This is a genomic window from Halorubrum ezzemoulense (genome assembly GCF_004126515.1).
Taxonomy (GTDB): domain Archaea; phylum Halobacteriota; class Halobacteria; order Halobacteriales; family Haloferacaceae; genus Halorubrum; species Halorubrum ezzemoulense.
In genome coordinates this window covers 457732-481851 of sequence record NZ_CP034941.1, presented here as the reverse complement: position 1 = coordinate 481851, position 24120 = coordinate 457732, and the positions used below count along the sequence as shown (strand labels likewise).

The following is a 24120-nucleotide window of genomic DNA, read 5'->3' as shown; positions in this document are numbered from 1 at the left end:
TAGCTGAACGCTCTTCTGTAGGGGATTGTCGATACTGCTGAGCTACTGTTGAGTCGAAGAGGACAAGCACACCGCGTCAGCGGTGTTCGACACGGATGATTCTGCTAGATGCGTTTGGGTCGGAATCGGTCGCCGCGAGCTGTTACAACAGGTTCGCTGCCGTGACAGCGTTTCTTTCGTAGTTTCCATCGACCGGCTGTTTCAGGCGAGAATATATCTGAAAGTAGGATTTCAATAAGTCCTTAGGTGTCTATAAGTTCAGCATTCGTTATCTCAAACCGCGTTCCGCCGTCTGTCCCGTCCATAATACGAATCTGCCAATCGTGTGCAGTGGCGATCTGCTTGACGATGCTCAGTCCGAACCCCGTCCCACTCGTCGACTGCGAGTAGCCGGCCTCAAAGACAGCATCGCGTTCGTCGAGTGGAATTCCTGAACCATCGTCTTCAATATAGAACCCGCCGTCTAGTTCTCCGACCGTCACGGTCACGTCCGCCCCGCCGTGCTCAACCGCGTTTCGAAACAGATTCTCAAACACCTGCTTGAGACGACTGCTGTCTGCCAACACGGTCTGATCGGTCATAGTAAGTAAGCGCCCTTGCTCCGTCTCAACGTTCTCCCAGCACCTGTTGGCAATTGTGGTGAGATCGACCGGCTGAGCGTCAGTGACCTTTCTGCCGTCCCGAGCAAGTGCGAGGAGATCCCTGATCAGCGCCTCCATCCGCTCTAACGCCTGTTGGAGGCTGTCGAGATGGTCGCTGTCACACTCCTCGCTTACCAGTTCTAGCCGTCCGGTGGCGACGTTCAGCGGGTTCCGAAGGTCGTGTGACACAACACTGGTGAACTCTTCCAGTCGCTGTTGACGTGCTATCCGCTCGGTGATGTCCTGAATCGTGCCGCGCACACCAACGATGTCGCCGTCTTCGTACCGCGGCTCGCCGCGAGAACGGACCCATCGCACCTCGTCGTTCGCGGTGACGATGCGTAACTCCACGTCGTACGGTTCGCCGTCGGCTATCGCACGTTCCACGGCATCCCGAATCGTCGTCTGATCCTCGAAGTGGTAGAACTCGATTCCATCCTCAACCGTCGGCTCGAAGTCCGTGTCGACGCCGTGAATCCGGTAGATTTCCTCTGTCCATCGGAGCGACTCAGTTCGGAGGTCAAGCTCCCAACCACCGACGTCTGCGACGGTTTGTGTCTGCGCAAGGAATTGGTTGGCCTGTTTGAGTTCTTGCCTCTGTTGCGTGCGCGCTGTGACATCACGGTATAACCACATGTTCGCTTCACCCTCCGGCAGGATGTACGGGACGTAATCACGTTCAAGCACGCGGCTGTCCGTGAGGTGGAGTTCCTCATCTTGAACTGGCTCTCGCTGGTCGAGTCGCTCAGTAATTCCCTCGATAAACGCCTCTGAATCGATGAATTGGGACTTGAGTTCTTCAGCCGCCGCAGCGCAGTCGCGTCCGATGAGTTCCTCGCCGTCGACCGGAATGCCAAGCGTTTCGCCTAGGCGGTCGTTTGCGATGAGTACGTCACGTTCAGCATCCTCAACGAGTACACCCATCGGCAGCGTTTCGACGATTGTGCGAAGAACAGTATTTGTCCGCTCAAGCTCTTTTTCACGCTTTTTACGCTTAGTGATATCTCGCAAAATCCCAACAGATCCCCCGAAAGATTCCCCTTCGTAAGGCAAGACGCCCATATGGTCCTCACAGGAGATTGGTTTACCTTGGCTGGGCTGAACCTCGATTTCGAATTGTACGCTATCGGGCCCGTTCGATGAAAGAACCCGCCCGAGATTGGTTTGCGAACGGTTGATCTCCTCTGAAGATTTGATCAGTGCTGGTGACGCTCCGATAATCGTCTCCCGGTCGTACCCAACCATTTCGATGAACGCGTCGTTCACGTATTCGAACTGTCCTGTCTCATCGAGCACGTAGACCGGGTCGTTGAGAGTCTCGACGAGCGTTCGAAATTGGGTGAGTGCGATCTCCTGTTCCTGTTCCACAGAGCGATCCCGCACCGAACAAATTAGCTCACCGGTCTCGGCCCGTGTGACGGTGTGGTCCTCAAGAAAGGTCGTTCCGTCAGCCCGAAGCCCAGTCGTTTCGCCTCGCCAGTAGCCGTCCTCTGCGACCGTCGGCAAGATAACGTCCCGTGCGATCGTTGTGTCGCCATCGGGGTAGATCAGTTCCCAGTGTTCCCCCTCCATCTCGTCGGGGTCATATCCGTAGATATCCGCGTACGCCTGATTGACATAAATATATTCACCGGCCTCATTGAGGATGCTGACGCCTTCTTGTGCCGTTTCAATTGCTTTGCGCTGGCGCTTTCGGTCTTGTTCTGCACGATGTCGTTGGACGGCGTTTCGCAGTCGGTTCGCCAATACGGTGTACTGGTCGGTCCCACGTTTTTTCTGAAGATAGTCCGTTACGCCAGCGGAGATAGCTTCCCCGGCAATTTCCTCAGAGCCCTTGCCAGTAAACAGCACAAATGGCAGGTCAGGGGAGTTCTCTCGGACGGATTTGAGAAACTCGATACCGTTCTGTGTAGGCATATCGTAATCAGAGACGACACAGTCGAAGTCACCGTGAGAGAGCTGTTCGACTCCTTCACTGGCACTCGTCGCTGTCGTGACTGTGAAGCGATTGTCATCGCGTTTCAGAAACTCTGCAGTCAGCTCAGCGAAGTCCGGCTCGTCGTCGACGTGAAGCACGTGGATATTCGTTTCGCTGTTCATGGATAGGTATTATAATGGGTAGTAATAATACTATGCCAGAATTTCTCAAGACAGAAAGCTGAATCCGTTACGCTCTTGTAGCGGATTGTTGATAGATTGTAGTCTTGCGATTTGCGGTGCGTGAATCAAATTAATAGTCCACGGTAGAGGTGTTTAGCAAGTCGATTAGTGTCCCGCTCAGCTAGCAATGACTGTTCCAACAATCTCCTACAGAAGGCCGATCGGTTTGGTGTCATTCAAATAGAAAATTGACAAAGGTTTATAGATTGTTTAGTCAATAAACAAGTGTTGACAGATTCGATCACTGCCGAGTTCGGCGCCATGGTCGACCTCAGTCGGTCGACGAGCGGTACGCCGAGTCGTGGGCGTATCGCGATGACGCCTACACAGATTCGCGTCCAGACCGGGGAAGTAGCGCGCCGGATCGACATTGACGAGGTTTTCGATATTGTACGGGATGTTTCGATGGCCGCCGCTGCCGACTCGACGGAGACTGTCACGCTGGCGTTCGACAGCGGAAACCGGCGCGAGACACTCGCCATGCGAGCCGACGCTGCGACGCTCGTGAAGTTCCAGCGTCTGCTTTTTAAACAACTGCTCGTCGACGTACAGGTGTCTGTCTCCCACCGACGCGCGGACGACCAAACTGACAACAGACGATCCTGTCGACTCGCCGTCTCAGCCACAGCGATACGACTCAAACCGACAGATGGCGGCGATCGGATCACCGTTGACCGGGACGACATCGCTCGGTTCAGCCTCTCGGGAGCCGATGCGCCGGTAGTCGTCTTGTACCTGAACGCGCCGGACCGGACCGAACGGATCAGCGTTCAGTTTCCGTCGTTTCGCCTACTAAACCTCTTTGGCCGGTACCTTCGCGCTGACCTGCTCGCGGTCGATGCGCTCGGGTCGGTGTCGGACGGGAGCGGTCCCATCGAGTTACTACTCGTCGACGATGACGAACAGAGCCTTGAGATGACCCGCGTCTTCTTGAGCGAACAGTCAGACCGACTCTCGATAACCGAAGCGACGAGCCCTCTGGCAGCGCTCGAACGTCTCTCTGAACTCTCTCACGTCGAGCAAATCGACTGTATCGTCAGCGACTACAAGATGCCGGGTATGAACGGTATCGAGTTTCTCAACGCTGTTCGAGACCGCCATCCGGCGCTGCCCTTTATTTTGTACACTGGACGGGGCAGCGAGGAGGTAGCCAAGCAGGCAATCCTCGACGACGTGACTGACTACGTTGAGAAGGACGTCGGCCCGAAACAGTACGAAACTCTCATCGAACGGATCAAGAAGGCTGTTCGGTGACCGGCGGTCCGATCGACTTGCTATTTTTTCTGGTGAGGAAGAAAGAGTTCCGGGTAGATCCATAGAGTAATCAACAATATCCTACAGAAGAGCGTATTTCGAATCTAGTGCTCGGAGGGTAAAGAGCTGTATTATATTATATTATATTATATATTTGAAAACTAGAATGTCAACAGAGCCAGCAAGATGACTGTCACTCTGTATTGCCACCATCACCTACTACCTTGACCGAACTACCTGCCTGCGCTCCGGCATGTTCACCCGCTATATCGATAACCCGGTTAGGGTCCGCATCAATAGTGAACCCGCTGAGCCGGTCTTGAAGCTTCCCCGCTCGTTCTTTGAGATTGTCTGTATTCTGAGAGACCTCCGCAAGCGACGATGTTTGTTCTTCGGCTGCTGCGGAAACATTATCCGACTCGCTGTTCACCTCATTTGCCGCGTGAGCGACCTCCTCGACGATGCTTACGACCTCCTCCGTAGAGGCAGCTTGGCTGTCTGTTGCGTCACTAATCTCCTGAATACCATCATTCACGCCTTCGACAGTGGTCGTGATCTCATCGAGCGCAGCGAGAGCCGACTCAACCGTGTCTGCGCCCGAACGAACCTGTTCCTGCATTAACTCCATATCCCCAACGGCTTCACCAGAGGTAGACTGCACACGTTCAATCCGCTCGGTGACGTCATCAACCGCCTCCGCTGTCTCCTCTGCAAGCTCTTTCACTTCGTCTGCCACTACAGCGAACCCGGACCCGGCCTCACCGGCACGAGCCGCTTCTATCGAGGCATTCAGCGCAAGCAGGTTCGTCTGTTCAGCAATATCCTCGATCAACTCAACAACATCTCCGATTTCCTCAAGTTCGTCCGCGAGCGTGTTGACCTGCTCGACCGTCTGCTCAGACTGCGACTCGATATCCTCCATCTCATCAATCGCCTCTGTCGCGGCCGCTTGACCGCTATTGCTGAGTTCAACGGCATCCTGAGAAGCTGTGGCAACTTCATCCGCTGAGGACGCAACCTCTTCAACGGTTCCGGAAAGATTCTGCATCTCATCCGATGCCTCTCGGCTCTGCCCGTGCTGTGTATCCGCGTCTGCCGCAATCGCTTGGATAGAGTCCGCGACTTGCTCGCTCGCACGCTGCGTCTCTGCCGTCGATGCACTCACGTCTTCACTCGCGGACGCGACCTCATCTGCGAAGTTTTGAATCTGCGCGAACGTCAGCTCAAGATCCTCTACCATATCGTTGAAGGTGGTGGCGATCTCCACCATCGCCTCGTTATCTACGTCGGTGTCAAGCCGGCGGGTGAAGTCACCAGCCGCACACTCAACCATGACCGATTGGTAGTCGGCAGCGGCCTGCTCAAGTTCCGCATTAAGCTCCTGCATCTCTTCGCGCTGTTCGGCCGCCTCTACTTCCTTCTCTTTGGCACGATCTCTCGCTTGCTTCGCTTCTTCTAGTTTCTCTTGGACCTTCTCGCGGGCCTGTTGTCGCTGAATCGCGAGCGATTGCCAGAGGAACGTGATTGTCCCCGCAAGCATCAACACGCCAACAGCGTGTATCCCACCCCAAACGATCGGGTTAGCCATCGCTGCCTGATGGTTGTAGACCGTGAACCACTCGATAAGCCCGAAGACGCTGTGTTGGATAGCGACATACCCAATCGTGATCGCAAACGGTACCCAGTCTTCATACAGTGCAACAACCCCGACTCCCACAAAGTAGAGAAAATGTGCCTCGATGAATCCACCAGTAAAGTAGGCTAACACCGACGCCTGTGCCATGAACGCGACCGCGCCCGTAGCTGCCCGAACTCGACGAGAAAGTGCCGGGACTGCAGCTGTCACTACCAATCCCAACACCATACCACTGCCGACCACGGAGTGTAACATCGGGATGACCGGCAGTTCAGCACCGGTGATCGACTCCGCGCCCACCATTCGACTCACACCGAAGACAAACGGAAGTAACGCGAGTGTAAACGCCAAGACACCAATATGTCGCCGTTTGAACGTCTCGTCAGGAATCTCTTTACCATTCGGCGTATTCTCGATATACGTTTTAAGCGGCGATTCTGTATCTCCCAATTGCATATACACTTGCTGTACGATACCATACTTAGTCTCTCGCCTCAAGTTCTCGTTTTTGAGAACGTCTTAAGTTGTTGAGTCAGATGACGGGGTCGGGGCCACTGGTTGATGTTGATCGAGGTTATTTATACTCCACTTCGGGGATTCCTCGCTTTTAGAGCGGGGAGGATATCAGTGAAAACCTCTAGGCGTATGTATGCAGTTGTATTGGCACCGTCGCACGCTTCGGCCAAGTCCAAATCCGGGGCTTTCGACCGCCCTCACCGCTGCTGAGCGGGATGATAGTCGTGTGATGTCAGTGTTCGTGCTGGATGACGCGATTTTGTCACAGGCCGACGGCCTGGGAGTTGCATTCATGCTCGGTTCCCTCCGTAAGCTTCGAGACTGGTATCAAGGCTATGGTAGTGATCTCGTGATACAACACGGAGACCCGACCGACATCGTGGGTCATATCGCGCGGACTATCGGAGTCGAACGGGTTGTGTGGAACCAAGATTACTCACGACTGGCTCGTCAGCGTGACCGTGCGGTTCAGCGTGTGCTCACTCGCACTGGAGTGACCTACACGTCCGTTCCAACCGGACAGGCAGCCAGGACGAGTTCATCTACAACGCTACCCCCGGACCCAGAGGCGTATCTGGCTAACCCACATACACTAGCTATTGAAACTAGAGAGGTGCCACGACTTTCAGACCTTCGTGAAGAGGAATACGACTCTGCGCCCCTCACCGCTGGTACTAAATCTGCTCGAAAGCAATTACGAGCTCTGTCAAACGGAACGACGTATCGTCGGTATGATGACGGTAGGTCGTTTTTATCTTAATATGAGATAGTGCTCGATCGGGTCCAAAGAGTGAGATTCACAAGACTAAGATCTCGTACTTCTAGCCGGCGCGAATGTTTCCTGTCCTAGTTTTTCTGCGATACTGGTTGCCCTGACTATCATTTACAATATTTTGTTGCGTAACTATTTATAAATCAGATATACAGTCTCAGATATGTTAGATAAGATTGCGATTGACCGGTTGGACCTTCGGCCGAAACTCATCATCGCATTCGTCTTAGTGGCGTTACTGGTGGGCGTCACCGGCGCGGTCGGATACCAAGCCGTTGGAGATGTCGATGAAGAGGCACACGTCATCTCTGAAGACGGCGACAAAATCGATGCCTCGCTAAACATGCTCGTAGCCATCGAAGAGCAACAAGTCGCCATACACGCCGCACTCCTCGGTGAAGAGGGAGAGCAGTCCAATTTCGAAGCAGCAGGTGGGAGATTCGACGAATACTCCGCCAAGTTACAACAACAAGAGCTGAGCGAAGCAGAACAAGCAGAATTTGAAGAATTACAGGAACAACACGAACAGTACTCCAGAACTGCTCAGGAACTGTTTACAGCCTTAGAAGCCGGTGATATGGAGCAAGCGCAGGCAAAGAGCGATGAGTTAGACGCGATCGTCGCAGATACCAAAGACTCGGCGCAGACGCTCGAGCAGGCAGCTATCGAAGACAAAGAGTCATCGGTTGTTGCAGCCGACAGCACGACACAAGCCGCACAGTTGGAAGTTCTCGGGCTGACCATCGGAGCGTTCATCGTAGCGATTATGATCGGCCTATTCGTCGCCGGTCGCATCACACCACCAATCAAGCAGCTATCGAACGGGCTCACCGCGATCAGTAACGGAGAACTCGATAAGGAGGTAGGTCAACACGTCGAGAATGATGAAATCGGGCGGATGGTAGAGGCATACACCAAGATGCAAGAAAACCTCGAAGGCGTGTTTTCCCAGATTGGAACCGCAAGTGAAGGGCTCAAACAGGGGGATCTCAACTGGGAATTTGAATCTCAATACCCCGGAACGTACGGTGAGACGATAACCAATCTTGAAACGGGTGCCGGCGAGCTCGCGGCAAGTTTCGAGCAAATTCAGAGCGTTAGTAGCGACCTTCAACAGGGTGTGCTCGATGACGACGTCAACACCAACCGCCCCGGCCAGTACGGTGCCGTGCTTGATGACCTCGCGGTGGGGACGACCCAGCTGACGAACAGTTTCGAGCAAATATCGACTGCGAGCGACCGGCTAGAGCAGGGTCAACTCGCGCAAGATATCGACACCGACTACCCAGGAGCGTACGGCGACGTGCTATCGAACCTAGAGAACGGGATTGACCGTCTTAGTGATAGCGTTGGTAGTGTCAAAGATATTGTCGAGAGCGTCGCCACTTCAAGTGATGTGGTTACACAAAACACCGAAGAAGTCAAGCAAGCAAGCGAGGAGGTTGCCGGGTCCGTCGAGGAGATCTCACATGGGGCAGACACGCAGAGTGAAAATCTACAAGAAGTCGCTAACGAGATGAACGACATGTCCGCTACGGTCGAAGAGATTGCGTCTTCGGCAGATCAAGTGGCTGCAACGGCTGGAGCAGCCGTTGAACAGGGGAATGAAGGGCGTGAGTACGCCTCGGAGGCGACTGAAGAGATCGAGTCGATAGAGCAACAAGCCGACGAGGCAGCCGCACAGGTCAAGGCTCTCGAAGAGGATATGGATGAGATTGGAGAGATTGTAGAGATGATCTCCGGGATCGCCGAGAAAACAAACATTCTGGCGCTGAACGCGTCGATCGAGGCAGCGCGTGCTGGAGAAGCTGGAGAGGGGTTCGGTGTTGTAGCCTCTGAAGTCAAATCGCTCGCAGAGGAAGCAGGAAAAGCGACGACTGCTGTAGAAGAGCGGATTGAGACTGCGCAAGAAAGTACAACGGAAACAGTTGCGGGAATGGAAGAGATGAGCGAGCGCGTTGAGCGCGGGTCGGAAACGATCGAGAGTGCAATTGAGATGTTTGATGAGATCGCGGACGCAGTACAGGAGGCTGAGAGCGGCATCCGAGAAATTAGTGACGCGACGGATGACCAGGCCGCCTCGACAGAGGAGGTCGTCTCGGTGGTAGATGAGGTGGCAAGTGTGAGTGAACAGACCGCCGCGGAGGCGAGCAACGTGTCGGCGGCGACCGAGGAGCAGACGTCGTCACTCGCGGAAACGACCGAAACGATTCAAGAACTCTCGACGCTGGCTGATGATCTCAACGATCAGGTGACTGGGTTCGAAACACAACAAGAAACGACAGTTCAGGCAAACACACAGTCTCAGATGGCCGCGGATGGCGGCAATGTGTCGTCTGAGTCTCGCTGCGAGGAGGAAAGCAACTGAATTGACTCCTCTCCCCCACTGTTGGGAGATATTTTGAGTCGTAGAATTCCAATAGTAATGACACAAAAGAATTTTGCGACTGTAATAACCTATTTATAATAGATAGAATAAAATACGCATGGAGGTAGCACAGGCGGCGTATATCGCGGTGTTTGCTCTCGCGACGCTCATTTCGGGTTATGGGGCTTGGCGAGCAACCGATATCGCCGAGCGTGATACACGCCTTGGGCTTGTGTCAGTGTTCGTTCTGGCTGGTGGGTGGACAGCGACAACTGCGATACAATTCGCGATCAGTTGGGTTTCAGCAGCCGTATGGTTGCGAATCATCGGGTTAATTGTTGGACTTGCTAGTATTGGCGCGTGGCTATACTTTGCGTCAGCGTACGCAGGTCACGAATACCACCGGCGCCCCGCACTGCGGCGTCTTGCGGTTGGACTGTACCTCGTCGCTGTCGCTATCAAACTCACTAACCCCACGTATAATCTCTACTTCACTGCCTATGTCTCAACCGAACCGTTCGCGCACCTTGCGTTTAATCCCGGTGTTACCTATTGGTTGATCTCCGGGGCGGCATACCTGTCGGTCGGGGTTGCAACGGTCTGGCTGATCGAAGCCGTGACTACCTCTCGCATCAGAGACTGGCGGCTCGGGATCGTTGTAGTCCTCACAGCCGTCCCAGCAGTAGTGGACGTCGCTATCGGACTGGGGCGCGTCCCGGCGCAGTTTGTCGAGACGAGCTATGCTCCTCTTGGAATGGCCGTTTTCGCGTTGGGAAGCTTCGTGTTTTTGAATGAGACGTTTCGCCCGATTCCACGGTTCTGGCGAAAACAGGTGCTTACACATCTCAACGAAGCAACGGTCATCGTTGACGCCGATGGAGAAATCAGACACATAAGCCCCACCGCCGCTGAGACATTCGATGAGCTCCGCGGGGCCGGTGAAACGAGCTTCGCTGACACGGCACCAAAATTGTATGAGTGTACCGTTCGAGACGATCCGATCTTCGAGTGGGAAGCTGACGGTGAAACTCGGCATTACCGGGTGATCGAGACGGGGTTACCGAGCGAGCGAGTGGGCGCGCACCGAGTATACGTGTATACCGAAGTGACGGCATCCGAGCGGACACGCCGCGAACTCCATCGCAAATCCAGAGTGATGGATAAGGCCCCGATTGGAATCACGATATTCGATTTACATCAGGAAGACGATCCGCTCGTGTATGCAAACAATCGGTTTGATGAACTAGCGCAGAATGATCTGGAGGATCGGTCTGACCTCACAGCGCTGTTCTGTGATGGCAAAGATTCGGAAATGGCCGCAACGGTCCAGAGAGCCGTCGAAGAAGGTGAATCAGTAACCATCGAGCGCTGTGACAACCACGATGATCGACCGGAATTCTGGACAAAAGAAACGTTTGCTCCTATTACCGACACAGAGGGTACGATCAGTGAATTCGCCGGTTTCCACCGGGATGTCACAGAAGACAAAGAGAAACAGGAGCGGCTCCGACAATACAAATCGGCAGTCGAGGCGTCACCTACGTGGATCTTCTGTATTGACTCATCAGAGCGACTTATATTCGCTAACGAGAACTTTCGGCAGTTTTATGGACTTGATTCGGGCCGAGTTCGTGGGACGCAAATTGATTCGATTGTTGAAAAAAGTACTGCTGAGGAGATTGAACCCGCAATACAACAAGCGCTGGATGGAGAATCAGTTGTTTTTGAACTCGAAACTGAGGCCAATACGGGTGAAAGACGGCGCTTCGTTCGGGCTGTCCTTTCGCCATTGTGGGACGACGATGGAGCGGTTACCGGTGTAGTGGGGTCGGTTCATGATCTTAGCGAGGTTAGACAACGTGAGCAGCAACTTCAGGTTCTCGATCGAGTGCTCCGTCACAATATAAAGAACACGATGAACATTGTAAAAGGGAGTGCTGAGCTGATTGAACAGCAGACAACTGACCCCGAAGTTGTGAACACCGCTGAAACAGTCTCGGAGCACAGCCAGAAGTTGATTGATATGGCTGGGAAAATACGACAGGTCACAAAAGTTCTCTCGCAGTCGCGAACGGCTGAGTCAACCGATCTTGCACAGTCGGCCGAATACGCAGTATCAAACACTCAAGCAGAATTCCCTGAGGCAGACATTACGCTGGAAACGTCGAATGAGCCGGTCAGCGTTCCAAATGGAACGATCGAAACAGCGGTCGAGGAACTTATCGAAAACGCGGTTATCCATTCAGACCGTGACCAACCGTCAGTTTCGATTCGGGTCTGGTCAGATAATGACGCATCGTATCTCGAAGTGAGTGACAGCGGGCCGGGTATTCCGGATGAGGAGCGCGATATACGGACTGGTGAAGAAACGATTCAGCCTGTTCTTCATGGGTCTGGTCTTGGACTATGGCTCGTGAAAGCGATCGTTGAACAGGCTGGTGGAGTACTCCAATTTAACGATAATGAGCCACGGGGAACGACGGTGAGAATGGTGTTCCGATCTTCTAACGGTCTCAATCTTGTAGGTTAAGACAATATCTTAGAGGCCCTCTCGATACGTGTCCCTTGCTGTATCACCCTGTGCGGGGGTGTCTCTGAGAAATGATGTCAATCTTAGTAATCTCGAATCGTGTACCGTTGTCACTTCCTTCGGTAATACGAATGTCCCACCCATGTGCTTCAGTAACCTGCTTAACAATACTTAATCCAAATCCAGTACCTTCCGTACCCGGAGAGTATCCCGCCTCAAATACAGCCGTGCGATCTGTAGCCGGAATACCGGGGCCATCATCTTCAATATAGAAGCCATCTTCAACTTCCCCGACCCTCACAGAAACATCTGACCCACCATACATCACTGCGTTTGACAAAATATTCTCCAACAACTGACGAAGACGCGTCCGATCTGCGCTGATATATTGCTCTGTGTCGATGGATAATGTAGCGTTCTGTTGATCAACACTCGACCAACTTTCTTCAGTAAGTTGTGCTAACTCTACAGCCTCCAGATTGAGCGCTTCTGTTCCGATTCGTGCAAAAGTTAACATGTCGTCGATCAAGTGGTCCATTCGTTCATGAGCAGCGGCGACCTTTCGAAGAGGCTCACTATCTTCCTCCTCACGCACGGTTTCGAGGTATCCTTGAGCGATATTCAGTGGGTTGCGGAGGTCGTGGCTGACTACTGAGGCAAACCGATCTAGACGCTCAATTTGCTGTTTCAGTTCTTGCTCTTTTTCGATGCGATCAAGAGCTGTTTTTGAGTGACTCACAAGTAGCTCAGCTAACTCAATATCGTCTACAGTAAACGCAGACTCAGTCGTACTAACCGCCTGAAAAACACCGTGGTCGTCGATTGGAACACTTATGCCTGACCGATAGTCCGGCTTCGCGGGGTCCGTATTGTCATCCGGTTCTATTGTGTTAACAAGTTGCGACTCTCCGGTCTGATATGTTTTGCCTGCTAATCCTTGGTCAAGACGCATCTGACGACTTCCGTCTGCTGGAGCATCTTTTGATGTGCCGCGCGGAACGAGCCACTCGCCATCGCGAATCAAGATAGTACAAAGATTAAAATCCAGAATATCTGATGCGGCACTAACCGTTAAATCACAGACACTCTCAGTCGTATCCTGAGATTGAAGTCTGGTCGCAACGTCATGTAGAGCCTCAATCGTTTCGCTAGGCGAGTTGGTCATATCAAACAAATGGGAGCACAGCCGGTAAAATTACTTGTTAAAGGAGTAGAAGAAGTCACTTCCCAGCTGCCAACGGGAGCCTAATCGTAATCTCGGTCCCACCTTGCTCGCGGTCGTCAACACGAATCTTTCCGCCAGAGTGAGTGATGGTCCAATAGACGAGCCACAATCCGAGTCCGCTGCCGTGAGAGAGTGTCTCGATAGCTCCGCCCGATTCAAGAACGTTTCTGTCAAACTCCGGAATACCCGGACCATTGTCTCGCACGCGGAGGATACCCCACGAACTGTCAGCAGTAAGGTCAACAGATACACGTGGTTCGTCGCTGTCGTTGTGGACTACAGCATTAATCAGTAGCTCTTCGATAGCGGTATCAATCGAGTCAGACGCAGAGACAACAAGTTGAGCCGGGGCCGAAACATCGATACTTGCGTTAGACCAATTTTGACCCGTCTCTTCCGCAAGATTTCGAACTACCTGTCCGAGGTCTACCGGGGCCGGGTCGCGTGGATCACTGAGGCCGTCAGTGATCTTTCGTGACTTCTCGCTCGTCGTCAACAGGCCGTTAGCTCGCTCAACGATGATATCGGCAGCAGCCTTGAGGTCACCATCGAGTTCATTTTGAAGCTGCTTGCCTCGACCACGGATTACATTCACATCGTTGCGAATATTATGGCGCAAAATATTGTCGAAGACTTTCAACTGTCGCGTCCGCTTGTCGAGATTGGTGACATCCCGACAGATCGCAACTGTGCCTGTGAGTTCTCTATCCTCATAGTAGGGGTACCGGCTCGTGTAGAAGACCGCCTCCTTGTCAGTATGTGTGAACGTCGGCTCAACACTGTATTCGACTGGCTGTTCGGTCTCGATTACACGCTGTTTCTGCCGGGCAATCTCTGTGGCAGTGGCTGCGTCCATAAACTCGTATTCACCATCGCCGAGTAATTCATCCCTTGAGAGCCCGGCAAACGAGCACAGTGCGTCGTTAACCAGTCGAAACTCTCCCTCACAGCTCTGGAGCATAATTGGATCCTCAAGCCGCTCAACAATATCACGATATAAGGAGAGCCGTTGCTCAATCTCTTTGCGCTCGGTGATATCTCTTTGGACTGCGACGAAGGCTTTCGGCTCACCATCTTCGACAATTGGCGCGATAGTTTGATCTGCGACGTACTGGGAGCCGTCTCGTCGTTGGTTTGTAATTTCTTCATGCCACGTGTCGCCAGCGGTGATCGTCTCCCAAAGATCACTGTAGTAGTCGTCGGTCATCGCTCCAGAACTGATAAGCTCTGGTGACTCACCGACAGCTTCAGTCCGACTGTAACCCGTAATCGATTCGAACTCTGAGTTGACGTACTTGATCGTTCCTGTCGCGTCGGACATCCAGATGGCGTGACCAGAGGATTCAACCGCTTGTTTGAATAGTTCCAGCGTCTCCGTCCGTTTTTTGAGACGCAGTGATTGGGTTCGCAGCCTCGTAAGTGCTTCTACCCGCCATTCTAATTCAGCCTTTTTGATCGGCATCGAAACCACTTCGTCAGCGGTTTCGAACACAACGCTGTCGGCAATCTCACCACGATCGGTTTCAATAACGGAGAGGTCTGCTCCCGGAATGAGCAGAAGGCATGGCAAGAGAGCGGGCTCAGCCTCGCGTTTCCGAGCTCGGAGCGTCTCAGCATGCGTCTGTAACATCTCCCCATCAACGATACAACAATCGAATGTCGCTGTTTCGACTGGCTGGTCAGGATCGACAAGCGTGTAGCTATCGTGGGATTCAATCCACTCAACAATCAGCCGCCGATCTCCTTTATCAGAGAGTAAAGGGAACAAGGCCGCTTGGTCAGTAACATCATCAGAGGAGTCATTTACAGAAAGTGTATCGTTCATCGATCGCCCCCCTCGCTACTGTTTGTAGCCTCAGTCGTCAGTAACTCAACAACAAAGGCTACGCCAGGTTGATCCGTCTCAGTTGCTTCTCTGGGCAATTCATCCTCACTGCAATCCGCGATCCAGACTTTCCCATCGTAACTCTCAACAAGATTATCAACGAGGAACAAACCCATTCCGGTCCCCCCGCTCTCTAGTCCCTTCTGACCTTCTTGAAACAGATCTTTTCGGACGTCGGCTGGAATTCCTGGTCCGTTGTCAGCCACTCTGACACGGACGGTGTCATCCAACTCTTCAACGGTGATGACTACCTTCGGATCTGGTCTTTGATTGTGTTGGACCGCATTGTTGACAAGGTTCCGAAACACTGACGAGAGCAACTTATTCGCCAGTACCCGCGTTTCTTGATCGGGTGGGTCTGGCATCGTAATTTCTGCGTCGGAAAACGTCTCCCGACGCTTTTCGAGTTCTTCAGTGAGGAGTTGTCGAAGTGAGATCGGCTTGAGATCTGGCGTTTCATCACCGTGAATGAGTGCTGATAGGTCACGGGCAACGTTTGTGAGTTCGATAACATGATTTCCTGCCCGGAGGACCCGGTCAAGTTTCTCTCTACCGTCCGAAGAGAGCTCATTTTCAAGCATTTCTCCCCACGAAACAATGACGTTCATATCATTTCGAATATCATGACGGAGAACTCTGTTCAACACGTCGAGTTGCTCACGTTGCTCACGAAGACGTTCTTGGAGATCTCGGAGATCAGTAATTTCGTGATTAACGGCGATGAACTGTGTGATATCACCATTTGGGTTTTCAACCGGAGCAATTGTTTGTTGGACAATATACCTCTCGCCGTCTTTGCGTCTGTTGACAACTGTGCCATGCCACGTCTCACCGGCGGTGATAGTCTCCCACAGCTCTTCATAGAACGCCTCATCATGTTCACCAGATTTGAGCATCCGCGGGGTATTTCCGACGACTTCCTCACTTGTATACCCTGCTTGTGACTCAAAACCTCTATTGACGTACTCAATTGTCCCGTTGACGTCGGTGATCAATACTCCGTGACCGGCGTGTTGGTCGCGGATTTGGCGGAGTTGCTCACGTCGGTTGAACGCGACAGTCGACTGGTCTCGCAGGCGGAGAGCCATCTCTAGTTGTTCGCCAAGTCTGTGTTCTGCGAGTGGCATATCGATCAGCCCATCGATAGCATCCCACAACTCTGGGTGTGTCTCACGGAGACGATTACAGACCTGGCGGTGCTTTGCCTCGGGGACCAACAACAGGTACGGCAGCACAACCTGCTCATGTTGCTTTCGTGTGAGCAGTTCCGAGCGGTGCTCATTGAAGGCTGTCCTGTCGACGAGACAGCAGTCGAACGCCGCCTCAGCGATATCTACGCCCTCAACAATCGTATATTGATCATGTGTGGTTAGCCACTCTGTGAGGACGCGTCGGTTCCCTGGGTTACTAACCAGCAGCAGGACACGCTTCGCTTCGTCGGCTGTCTCTTGGTAGGACGGCTGTTCGTTCGTGGACATGAGATTTGATCGTGGGCTTGTATTGAGTGCGTGTGTCACGCGAAGGCTACGCTTGGTCGGTATCAGCCACGTCGCGATCGGTACCGCCAGCATCCTCGTTCCAGTCGGGCGTCCCAGTGAGAATGCCCCGAAGTTGTGGGAGAGGCTCCCCAACGCGTATCCCGTCGGCCGTAATCGCAAGTTCGCGAAGGCTGCGTTCGAAATCGCTCGTTCGCATTTTCAGTGTCCCAATCACTTTCCGCATCTCACCGCGGTACTCGACGTGACGCAGGAACACAATATTATCGGCAAGATTGCTCGTCCGCTCTTCAGACGCTTGGAAGTCCCCGGTGATATTGTGGACTTCATTAACAAGGAGGGTAGTGACACCAGCAGCCCGCAGGAACCGGCCAATCCGCACCAAAGCACCCGTCGTGTCGGCAAGTCCACGGAGATTTTCTTGGAAGCCTTGTGACCCATCAATCATCACAACCTCAGTCCCGTCGGTAACGGCCTCCCGGAGGAGTTGCTCAAATTCACCAACCGTGTACTCATCGGGAGAGACTTCAACGATAGAGAGTTCACCGCTTTCCAGCGCAGCCTGAAGTGGAAGCCCAATTGCTTCTGCGCGATCACGAATGGTCCATTCTGCTTCTTCGAACTGGAATAACACGCTCTGTTTGCCCGCAAGTGCTGCTTGAATGAGAAACTGAAGCCCAGTCGTCGTCTTGCCGACACCGGTTGGCCCGCTAAGCATTGTTATCGTGCCCTGATCTAAGCCGCCATAGAGCAACTCATCGAGTTCGTCCACGCCAGACGACAGCGGTTCCGTGTCGATCACTTGTTTCTGCGTATCGGGCACGAGTGCCGGCCATACTTCCAGTCCCGCCGCAGAAATATCGTAGAAATGATCCCCACGCCGGAACGACGACCCTCGGAACTTAGAGATACTGACCATCCGGCTCTCAGGAGTCACATCAAGAGAAATGACAGTATCAACAAGAAACTGAATATCATCGTCTGTGATTGGCCCGCCAGCTTGAGAGGTTAACATGCCCATCGCGTCAATTTCTTTGAGATAATCAAGGAGACCGAGGATTCCGGACCGGAATTGCCGCTCGTCAGTTGTAAGATGTCGGAATTCTGTGATTGGGTCCAGTAACACGCGGTCTGGGTCGATCTCATCAATCTTCTCACGGAGATCGGCAATAAAGTCCGGCTGTTCGACTTCCGCTGACTCAAAGACGCTGTACGAGTTACGCTCTGAGAACTGTTCTTGAGTCGGGGAAATATTATGAAAGTGAATTTGCTCGGTATGAAGATCGAACGCATCTGCGGTTTCCTCAACATACGCCTGTGGCTCACCCATGTTGACGTACAGAGATGTCTCGCCAGCGTCTATCCCCGCCGAAAGAAAATGTAAGCCGAAAATTGTCTTCCCTGAACCAGGAGACCCGCGTATAAGCACGTTTCGCGGGTGGATGAGACCGCCGTTTAAAATATCGTCCAACCCACTAATACCCGTAGACAATCGCTGACCTGTCATAATAGCATATTACCCTTAGTATTCAAGTAGTTTGTTGCTGTGACCGTGCTCTAGTCTTGTCTTTTATCGGCGGACAAGGCGAATACCCCGAGGCGATTCACTTTCTCCACCAAAGTCCAGAACTCACTCTACAAGTTCGACCCCAGTAAATTCGAACCGTGTACCACCCTGTTCACTCTCGGTCACAGTAATCTCCCACTCGTGAGTGCTGGCAATTTGCTCGACGATCCGCAGGCCGAAGCCGGTCCCCTCCTCATTGGTCGAGTAGCCCGCCTCAAATATTTCCTTGCGGTCACTCCCTGGGATACCGGTTCCGGTATCCGCCACGTAGAAGCCGTTCTCTATTGTACCGACGGATACTGTCACGTTTTCGTCGTTATGTTCGACTGCGTTACGATAGAGATTCTCAAATAGTTGCTGAAGACGGCTCTGATCGGCCTTGACAACCTGAGAGACATTAGTTTCGAGTGCTGCCTGTCCCGTGCCAACGGTTTGCCAACTGTCCTTGGCTATGTCCGCAAGTCCAACTGGTTCGGGCTCACCAATCTTCTCACCCTCTCGTGCCAGTGTTAGTAAGTCCTCTATGAGCGCGCCGATCCGATCGAGTGCCTGGGCAACACCCTCAATATGGTCACTCTCGCACTCCTCACGAATCAGTTCTAACCGTCCGACAGCCACTTGAAGCGGATTTCTTAAATCGTGGCTGACAATGCTGGCGAACCCCTCAAGTCGCTCGTTCTGACGTTCGAGTTCCCGTTTGTTCTCGACTTCCTCGGTGACATTCTGTGAGACTGCCATCACGTACTCGATCTCATTGTTGTTGGTCCGAACAGGGGCGGTCTGAATTCGGTATTGCCTGCCCCCGTACTCCTGTCCGAACGTGCTGGCATTCCCATTCAGCGTTTCCTCGTAGTAGTGACAGAGTTCATTCGCGATGTCTTCCGGGAACAGATCGTGTGATTTCCGACCCTCGATATCGTCGGGAGGTAGGCCAATGTTGCCCAGTTCTCTGCCACCGGCGCGTACGTATTCGAGATCCGTGTTGATCAGGAATACCGCACCGTCCGGGAAATTCTTGGCTAGTGTCTCGTACTGGTTTTTTAACTCCTGTAACTCCTGTTCACGTTTTTTTCGGTGGGTCACATCCCGGAGTGTTCCAACTGAGCCGTTGAATTGGTCGCCTTCGTACGGGAGAACGCCCATTTGATCTTCACAGACAATCGGGTCACCCTCCCGCGGGTGCACCGTCACTTCGAATGTGAGCGTTTCCGGGCCATCACTTGACAACAACCGTCCCAACTGGTGTTCTGCCTGTTCGACAGCCTCCTCGTCTTTGATGAGCGACGGTGTGTTCCCAAAGATAGTTTCCCGGTCGTAGCCGACTAACTCGACGAACTCGTCGTTGACGTAGGTGAACCGTCCCTCTTCGTCAATCACGTACACTGCGTCGGTCAGTGCTTCAATGATCGTTTCGTACTCTTCTAATCCTCGCTTGCGGTTCTCGCGCTCGGTGACGTCCTGAAACTTTGAAAAGATCGACTGTACGTCCCCTTCTGCGTTGGTAACAACACGGTTGTGCCACTCACCGGTGAATACTTCGCCGTCCTTTCGGACGTTCCGATTGAGTGCGTGTTTTCCGCCATTGGCATTGAGAAGGCTCTCGACGACAGTGCCAATTTTGTCATGGTCATCGGCGGCGACAATCATTTCCCATGGTTCGCCGCGTATCTCTTGCTCACCATATCCAAGGATTTCTTCAGCCCGTGCGTTCAGCCGTTCGAATCGGAATGTGTTGTCCCACTGGACGGCCCCAAGTGGGGATTCCTCGAATAACAGCGCGAGTTCCTGCTGTCGTTGGCGAGTAGTCTGCTCGTGTTCGACGCGATTAAGCGCTGCTATGAGACTCCCTGCCAGTAGCTCTCCGAGCGCGGTGTCCTGTTGATCGAAGGCTGCTCGCTTCTCGGAGCCAGCGATCAGTACCCCATGGTCAGCAAGTGGCAGATACAAGTGACCAGCGAGATCAGTTCCGGTGTTGTGGCTGTCCGAATCTTGCTGTACATCTGCTATTACTGCTGGTTCGCCGTCGCGGTAGACTCGTCCCGCGATACTGTCCGTCACAGGAAGTGGTTGTATATTTCCAATGAGCGAGTTTAGCTCATCCGTCTGTGCCACGGGAACCAGTTGAGTGTCGTCAGCTTCGGAGACGTGGATAGCATTTGCCTTGAAATTGAGGATATCACTGGCAGCCTCAACGCCAATATCAGCGACCTCTTGTCTGGTTTCTGCCTCTAGGAGTGCCTGTGTAGCCCGGTTCAGTTCGGTTAACTGTCGTTCACGTGTTTTTTTCTCAGTGATGTCGTTGACTGCCCCGCGGAGCTTCGTTACTTGCTCCCCAGATTCCACGACTGGAGTGATCGTAACGTCCAAGAGACGCTCGTCGCTGCCGCCTGGATGGAGTCGCCACGTGTCTCGTAGTTTATCACCTGCTTCGAAACCCTTCTCGAGTGCTTGCTGAACTTCTTCGCGGTCATCCGGGTGGAACAATTCTATCGCCTCTTCAACAGGGATTTCAGTCAGGTTGGGACGCTCGATAATTCGACGGGCACCAACGGTCAGCAAGACCCTACCACTCTCTCTGTCAAGTTCGAACCCGCCGGTGTTGCCCGCAAACTCTGTCAGGCGCATCAGTTCTTCCTGTCTGTCAGCGCGCTCAGCCTCACGTCGGGTGTTGACCGCGTTCCGAATTCGGTTGGCCAAGAGTTCGTACGTCTCTGAACCTGTTCCCTTCTGAAGATAGTCTGTTACATCGGCGGAGATCGCCTCACTGGCTACCTCTTCACTGCCCTTGCCGGTAAAGAGAATGAACGGGAGGTCTGGATTGTTCTCACGGACACCTTGTAAGAGTTCTAAGCCATCCATGCCGGGCATGTTGTAGTCCGAGACAATACAGTCGGGTAGGTGACTATCAACCCGTTCTAGGACCTCGTTACCGCTGTTTGCTGTCTCAACAGTGAATTTATCATCCTCACGTTCGAGGAACGTCGCAGTCAGGTCTGTAAGAGACGGCTCATCGTCAACGTGGAGAACCTGAATCTGTTGTTCCGAAGCGAGAGTCATTACCCGTTACTTTGACACCAGTTCTATAACACTTTCTGAGGATTATCATGTTTGATTTGTTCTTGTATAGCACATTGTTGATGGAGAGAGTTCTTGCGATTTCGAGATACACCACTTCTGTGAGATATCTCGCACCATAGTAGCTCTGCCGACTACCTACTGAGTGAGGTTTATAAAAGAAATCCGTGCCAACAACCTCCACGAGAAGAGCGAGAGTCAAGATGATTTTACGGGTCTGACAATCAAAGCTAATAATTTCAGAGGTACAGTTATTTGTATCTTCACCAAAGACTCTTTATGTCAGTCACAGAAACTGAAGCTGAACCCACCAAAGTGCTGGAGTTTGGCTTGGGCAACGGGACGTACTGTCTGGATATCGGGATCATCGACGAAATCGTTGACGCCGGCAAGCTCACGCGGATCCCTAATTCCCCTGACCACGTTGAAGGCGTAATGGACCTGCGAGGACGTACGACAACGATTGTTGATCCGAAGACACTCTTTTCGATCGACGAGAAAGGACCCCGCGAACGGATTGTGGTGTTCGACGACGACGAGACCGATGGGAGCGGTGCCGTCGGCTGGATGGTTGATGAACTGTTCCAAGTCCGCGACGTGGCTCCAGAAGACGTGGATCAAGCAACAACCGTTAATGGCGAAGGGGTTAATGGAATCGTCAAATCCGAAAACCGCTTCTTGATCTGGGTCACTACAGATATCGACGAGGTCGTGGACTTCGAAGCTCCCAATCTCGTGAGGGAGAAGGAGCAGGCCGACGAATAGTGGGTCGGCGGATCAGCATAATACAAGCTGGAGACTCCGACCTCAACCCCTGCGGGACCTACGGTCACGCTGCTGTCCCGGAACAGTACTTTCGCCTCGCTCGCCTGAGCTATAAGTCACAGAGTCTCTAATTTTGAAGCGAAGGAGCACTGCTGGGCCGGTTTCAACAACTGGATCAGCTCCCAAACAGTGTCAGACGCTCCCTCTCCCCTCGAAGTAGCCCGTGAACTCGTGAGAAATTCTTCACACCGCAAGAAGGCAAGCCATCAACGATCTTCTACAGATAAGCGGATTGTGTACCGGGCAAGGTGTTCAGGAAACGGGGGTTTTTCTGAACACCAGTATGAGGACTAAGAATGGGCCTAACTACAGGCTTATACAGAGATGGAGAAAACGAGAGTTAGTCAGGGGGCGAACGGGCAGTACAAGATCACTGTATCGGAGGGGCTCGCCGAGGCGATGCCTGTCCTCGTCGTTGCGTGGGGCGTAACAAACCGGGCGTGGATGCTTTCCCAGATACTTGATATCTGGATCCTCACGGTCAAGCGTCTCTATACAGACTCACTGCCCCCGCTTACTGAACCTGGCCGCCTCGCAGGACGCTTCGTACGTGGCGAGAACCACCCGTCAGTGATGCGTACGTCGCAGCGGCGGATGCCGAGTCCGACTTCGACAGCTCACGCTAGCAAGGTCGTATAGTGGTGTCACACAGTATTGACTGCGACACCACATCGAGTACTCTATCTGGGACGTGAAATCCACGGACGACGACAGTTCGCCGTTGGGTCTCACTCAGGGACAACGCCTCAGAGAATGCGCGGGTATTAGCAGCGGTCACTGCGGCGACAGATTGTACCAGCCAAATGACAGCAGATCCCTACTCTAATCGCCCACCGCAGAGTTGGTTCTCATTCCACAAACGACAAGTCAACCCACATAATACGTTCGCTGAGGCGGTCGAACTCTGGCATAGGCACTCAAAGTCGTCCGCCTCATCCTCTAATTTAATACCAGGTTGAGTGGTTCATGCGTCGCGTTGCCGGAAGACAAGAACGACAAGCGCCACAACAAGTACAATCTGAACGATCTTATCAACATACCCAACGAGGGTGAAGTTCCCCGCCTTGGCAATATACCACAATGGGATCTGGACAGCTGTATACGGAATCGCGGCGATAGCGAGACCATGGCGACGGACACCTCGTGCGTACAGGAGCATTCCCCCGATGAAGCCAACACCAGCAAGAAGTACTGGCGGCGCTCCCTCTATAACACCAGCATACAGATGTGTTGCGGCTGTGATGCCTAACAGAATAAGTACGACTTGCTCAAGTGTTGATAGCGAGTTCATCCCAGAAGTCCCTGTCGGCGCCTGTTGAGTCGGTGTAGACACAGTATATTTGTGTGACTCGACAAGTATTAATCTTGCTCTATTAATACAAGACCATTTGAAAAATAAGACTTCAGCGGATCTAATGGCTGTGAATGACTGCTATTGGTAGTCTCAGTACCTCACAAAGCATCCTCAGCTAGCTGTTTCCGAAGCCTAAGTTCTACGGCGGAGCGGTTGTGCTGGTGGCCCTGACGAGAGATTCGTACACGAACCGACGGAGAACTGTCGCTGTCGGCGGCGCTGCCGCCGACGTGACAGCGTCGCCACTCCTGGCGAAGGCTAGCCCGGTCGGAGAGTAGCGAGTAAACCGATCGTCTGGTGGTCGATTTGCGGGGACGGTCCGACGCGTCGCGAGGGCTGTCCACGCTGCCCGTTGAATCATATTGATGAACTTCTTGAACGACCACTTCCAGAGGCGACGCCCGCACGGCGGGGCGTCGCTGGTATTAGACACACCTTCAGCAAGCAGACGTCTCAACTAGCCGGCTTTGTGATGTACTGATATCCACATCAATTGTATACACGCTACACACAAGATAGTATTGTCTTATATGGGAAATTGTGTACTTTTCTTTTCGTTCAAATACCCGAATTTGTATTTTAGATTCGTTTGTAGCATCTAGTATAGTTCTTGTTCCACAATATTAAAACCCGTTCAGCGCGTCACACAAGTGTGGTCCATAGCGAAGAAACACAGCCGTTCGACATAGAGGTGGGGCCCCTACAAGCGGTGGTGGCCGCACTCTTTTCACAGGTGATCATTAACGGGATTAATCCCACGGTGGATGCGTGACTCGCAACCCTCTATCGAGAGTGAACGCGGATTCACCACGGATT

The 24120-nt window shown here is 52.9% G+C and carries 13 protein-coding genes and 1 pseudogene; 5 read left to right on the top strand and 9 right to left on the bottom strand.

The window, feature by feature from the left end; all coding sequences use genetic code 11:
- Positions 1-242: 242 nt before the first annotated feature.
- Positions 243-2741 (bottom strand): PAS domain S-box protein, encoded by a 2499-nt coding sequence (locus EO776_RS17930; RefSeq protein WP_094520855.1) that lies wholly within the window; start codon positions 2739-2741, stop codon positions 243-245.
- A 288-nt stretch (positions 2742-3029) separates the two neighbouring features.
- Between EO776_RS17930 and EO776_RS17925 the strand changes: the two genes are divergently transcribed.
- The gene (locus EO776_RS17925; RefSeq protein ID WP_129452625.1) at positions 3030-4055 is read left to right on the top strand and encodes a response regulator; all 1026 of its coding nucleotides are present in this window, start codon (positions 3030-3032) and stop codon (positions 4053-4055) included.
- A 193-nt stretch (positions 4056-4248) separates the two neighbouring features.
- On the opposite strand, the gene EO776_RS17920 is transcribed toward EO776_RS17925, so the two are convergent.
- Positions 4249-6147: a methyl-accepting chemotaxis protein gene (locus EO776_RS17920; protein ID WP_129452624.1), complete on the bottom strand. Its 1899-nt coding sequence runs from the start codon at positions 6145-6147 to the stop codon at positions 4249-4251.
- A 193-nt stretch (positions 6148-6340) separates the two neighbouring features.
- Between EO776_RS17920 and EO776_RS19860 the strand changes: the two genes are divergently transcribed.
- The 3 genes from EO776_RS19860 to EO776_RS17905 all read left to right on the top strand — a co-directional run bounded on the left by EO776_RS19860 (position 6341) and on the right by EO776_RS17905 (position 11877).
- Positions 6341-6967, top strand: a complete 627-nt coding sequence (locus EO776_RS19860) for a deoxyribodipyrimidine photo-lyase (RefSeq protein WP_094520272.1) — start codon at positions 6341-6343, stop codon at positions 6965-6967.
- Positions 6968-7142: 175 nt separating this feature from the next.
- On the top strand, positions 7143-9347 hold the full coding sequence (locus tag EO776_RS17910; RefSeq protein ID WP_094520273.1) for a HAMP domain-containing methyl-accepting chemotaxis protein: 2205 nt from the start codon (positions 7143-7145) through the stop codon (positions 9345-9347).
- A gap of 118 nt (positions 9348-9465) precedes the next feature.
- Positions 9466-11877, top strand: coding sequence for a PAS domain-containing protein (locus EO776_RS17905; RefSeq protein WP_094520274.1), 2412 nt, complete (start codon positions 9466-9468; stop codon positions 11875-11877).
- A gap of 43 nt (positions 11878-11920) precedes the next feature.
- Here EO776_RS17905 and EO776_RS17900 read toward each other — a convergent pair whose 3' ends face one another.
- The 5 genes from EO776_RS17900 to EO776_RS17880 all read right to left on the bottom strand — a co-directional run bounded on the left by EO776_RS17900 (position 11921) and on the right by EO776_RS17880 (position 21107).
- Positions 11921-13042: a sensor histidine kinase gene (locus EO776_RS17900; RefSeq protein ID WP_094520275.1), complete on the bottom strand. Its 1122-nt coding sequence runs from the start codon at positions 13040-13042 to the stop codon at positions 11921-11923.
- 55 nt (positions 13043-13097) lie between these two features.
- Positions 13098-14927, bottom strand: coding sequence for a PAS domain S-box protein (locus tag EO776_RS17895; RefSeq protein ID WP_094520276.1), 1830 nt, complete (start codon positions 14925-14927; stop codon positions 13098-13100).
- On the bottom strand, positions 14924-16465 hold the full coding sequence (locus tag EO776_RS17890) for a PAS domain S-box protein (RefSeq protein ID WP_158228718.1): 1542 nt from the start codon (positions 16463-16465) through the stop codon (positions 14924-14926). The genes EO776_RS17895 and EO776_RS17890 overlap by 4 nt, the downstream gene beginning before the upstream one ends.
- Before the next feature lie 46 nt (positions 16466-16511).
- Complete coding sequence (locus EO776_RS17885) at positions 16512-17990, bottom strand: ATPase domain-containing protein (protein WP_094520278.1); 1479 nt, start codon at positions 17988-17990, stop codon at positions 16512-16514.
- Positions 17991-18113: 123 nt separating this feature from the next.
- Entirely contained in the window at positions 18114-21107 is a 2994-nt protein-coding gene (locus EO776_RS17880) for a PAS domain S-box protein (RefSeq protein WP_094520279.1), read from the bottom strand.
- Between the two features lie 297 nt (positions 21108-21404).
- Between EO776_RS17880 and EO776_RS17875 the strand changes: the two genes are divergently transcribed.
- Entirely contained in the window at positions 21405-21890 is a 486-nt protein-coding gene (locus EO776_RS17875; protein ID WP_092563099.1) for a chemotaxis protein CheW, read from the top strand.
- 1024 nt (positions 21891-22914) lie between these two features.
- On the opposite strand, the gene EO776_RS19505 is transcribed toward EO776_RS17875, so the two are convergent.
- Positions 22915-23283, bottom strand: a complete 369-nt coding sequence (locus EO776_RS19505; protein WP_241897989.1) for a hypothetical protein — start codon at positions 23281-23283, stop codon at positions 22915-22917.
- A gap of 298 nt (positions 23284-23581) precedes the next feature.
- Positions 23582-23724, bottom strand: a pseudogene (locus EO776_RS17860) (ISH3 family transposase); the annotation flags it as partial.
- Between the last annotated feature and the right edge of the window lie 396 nt (positions 23725-24120).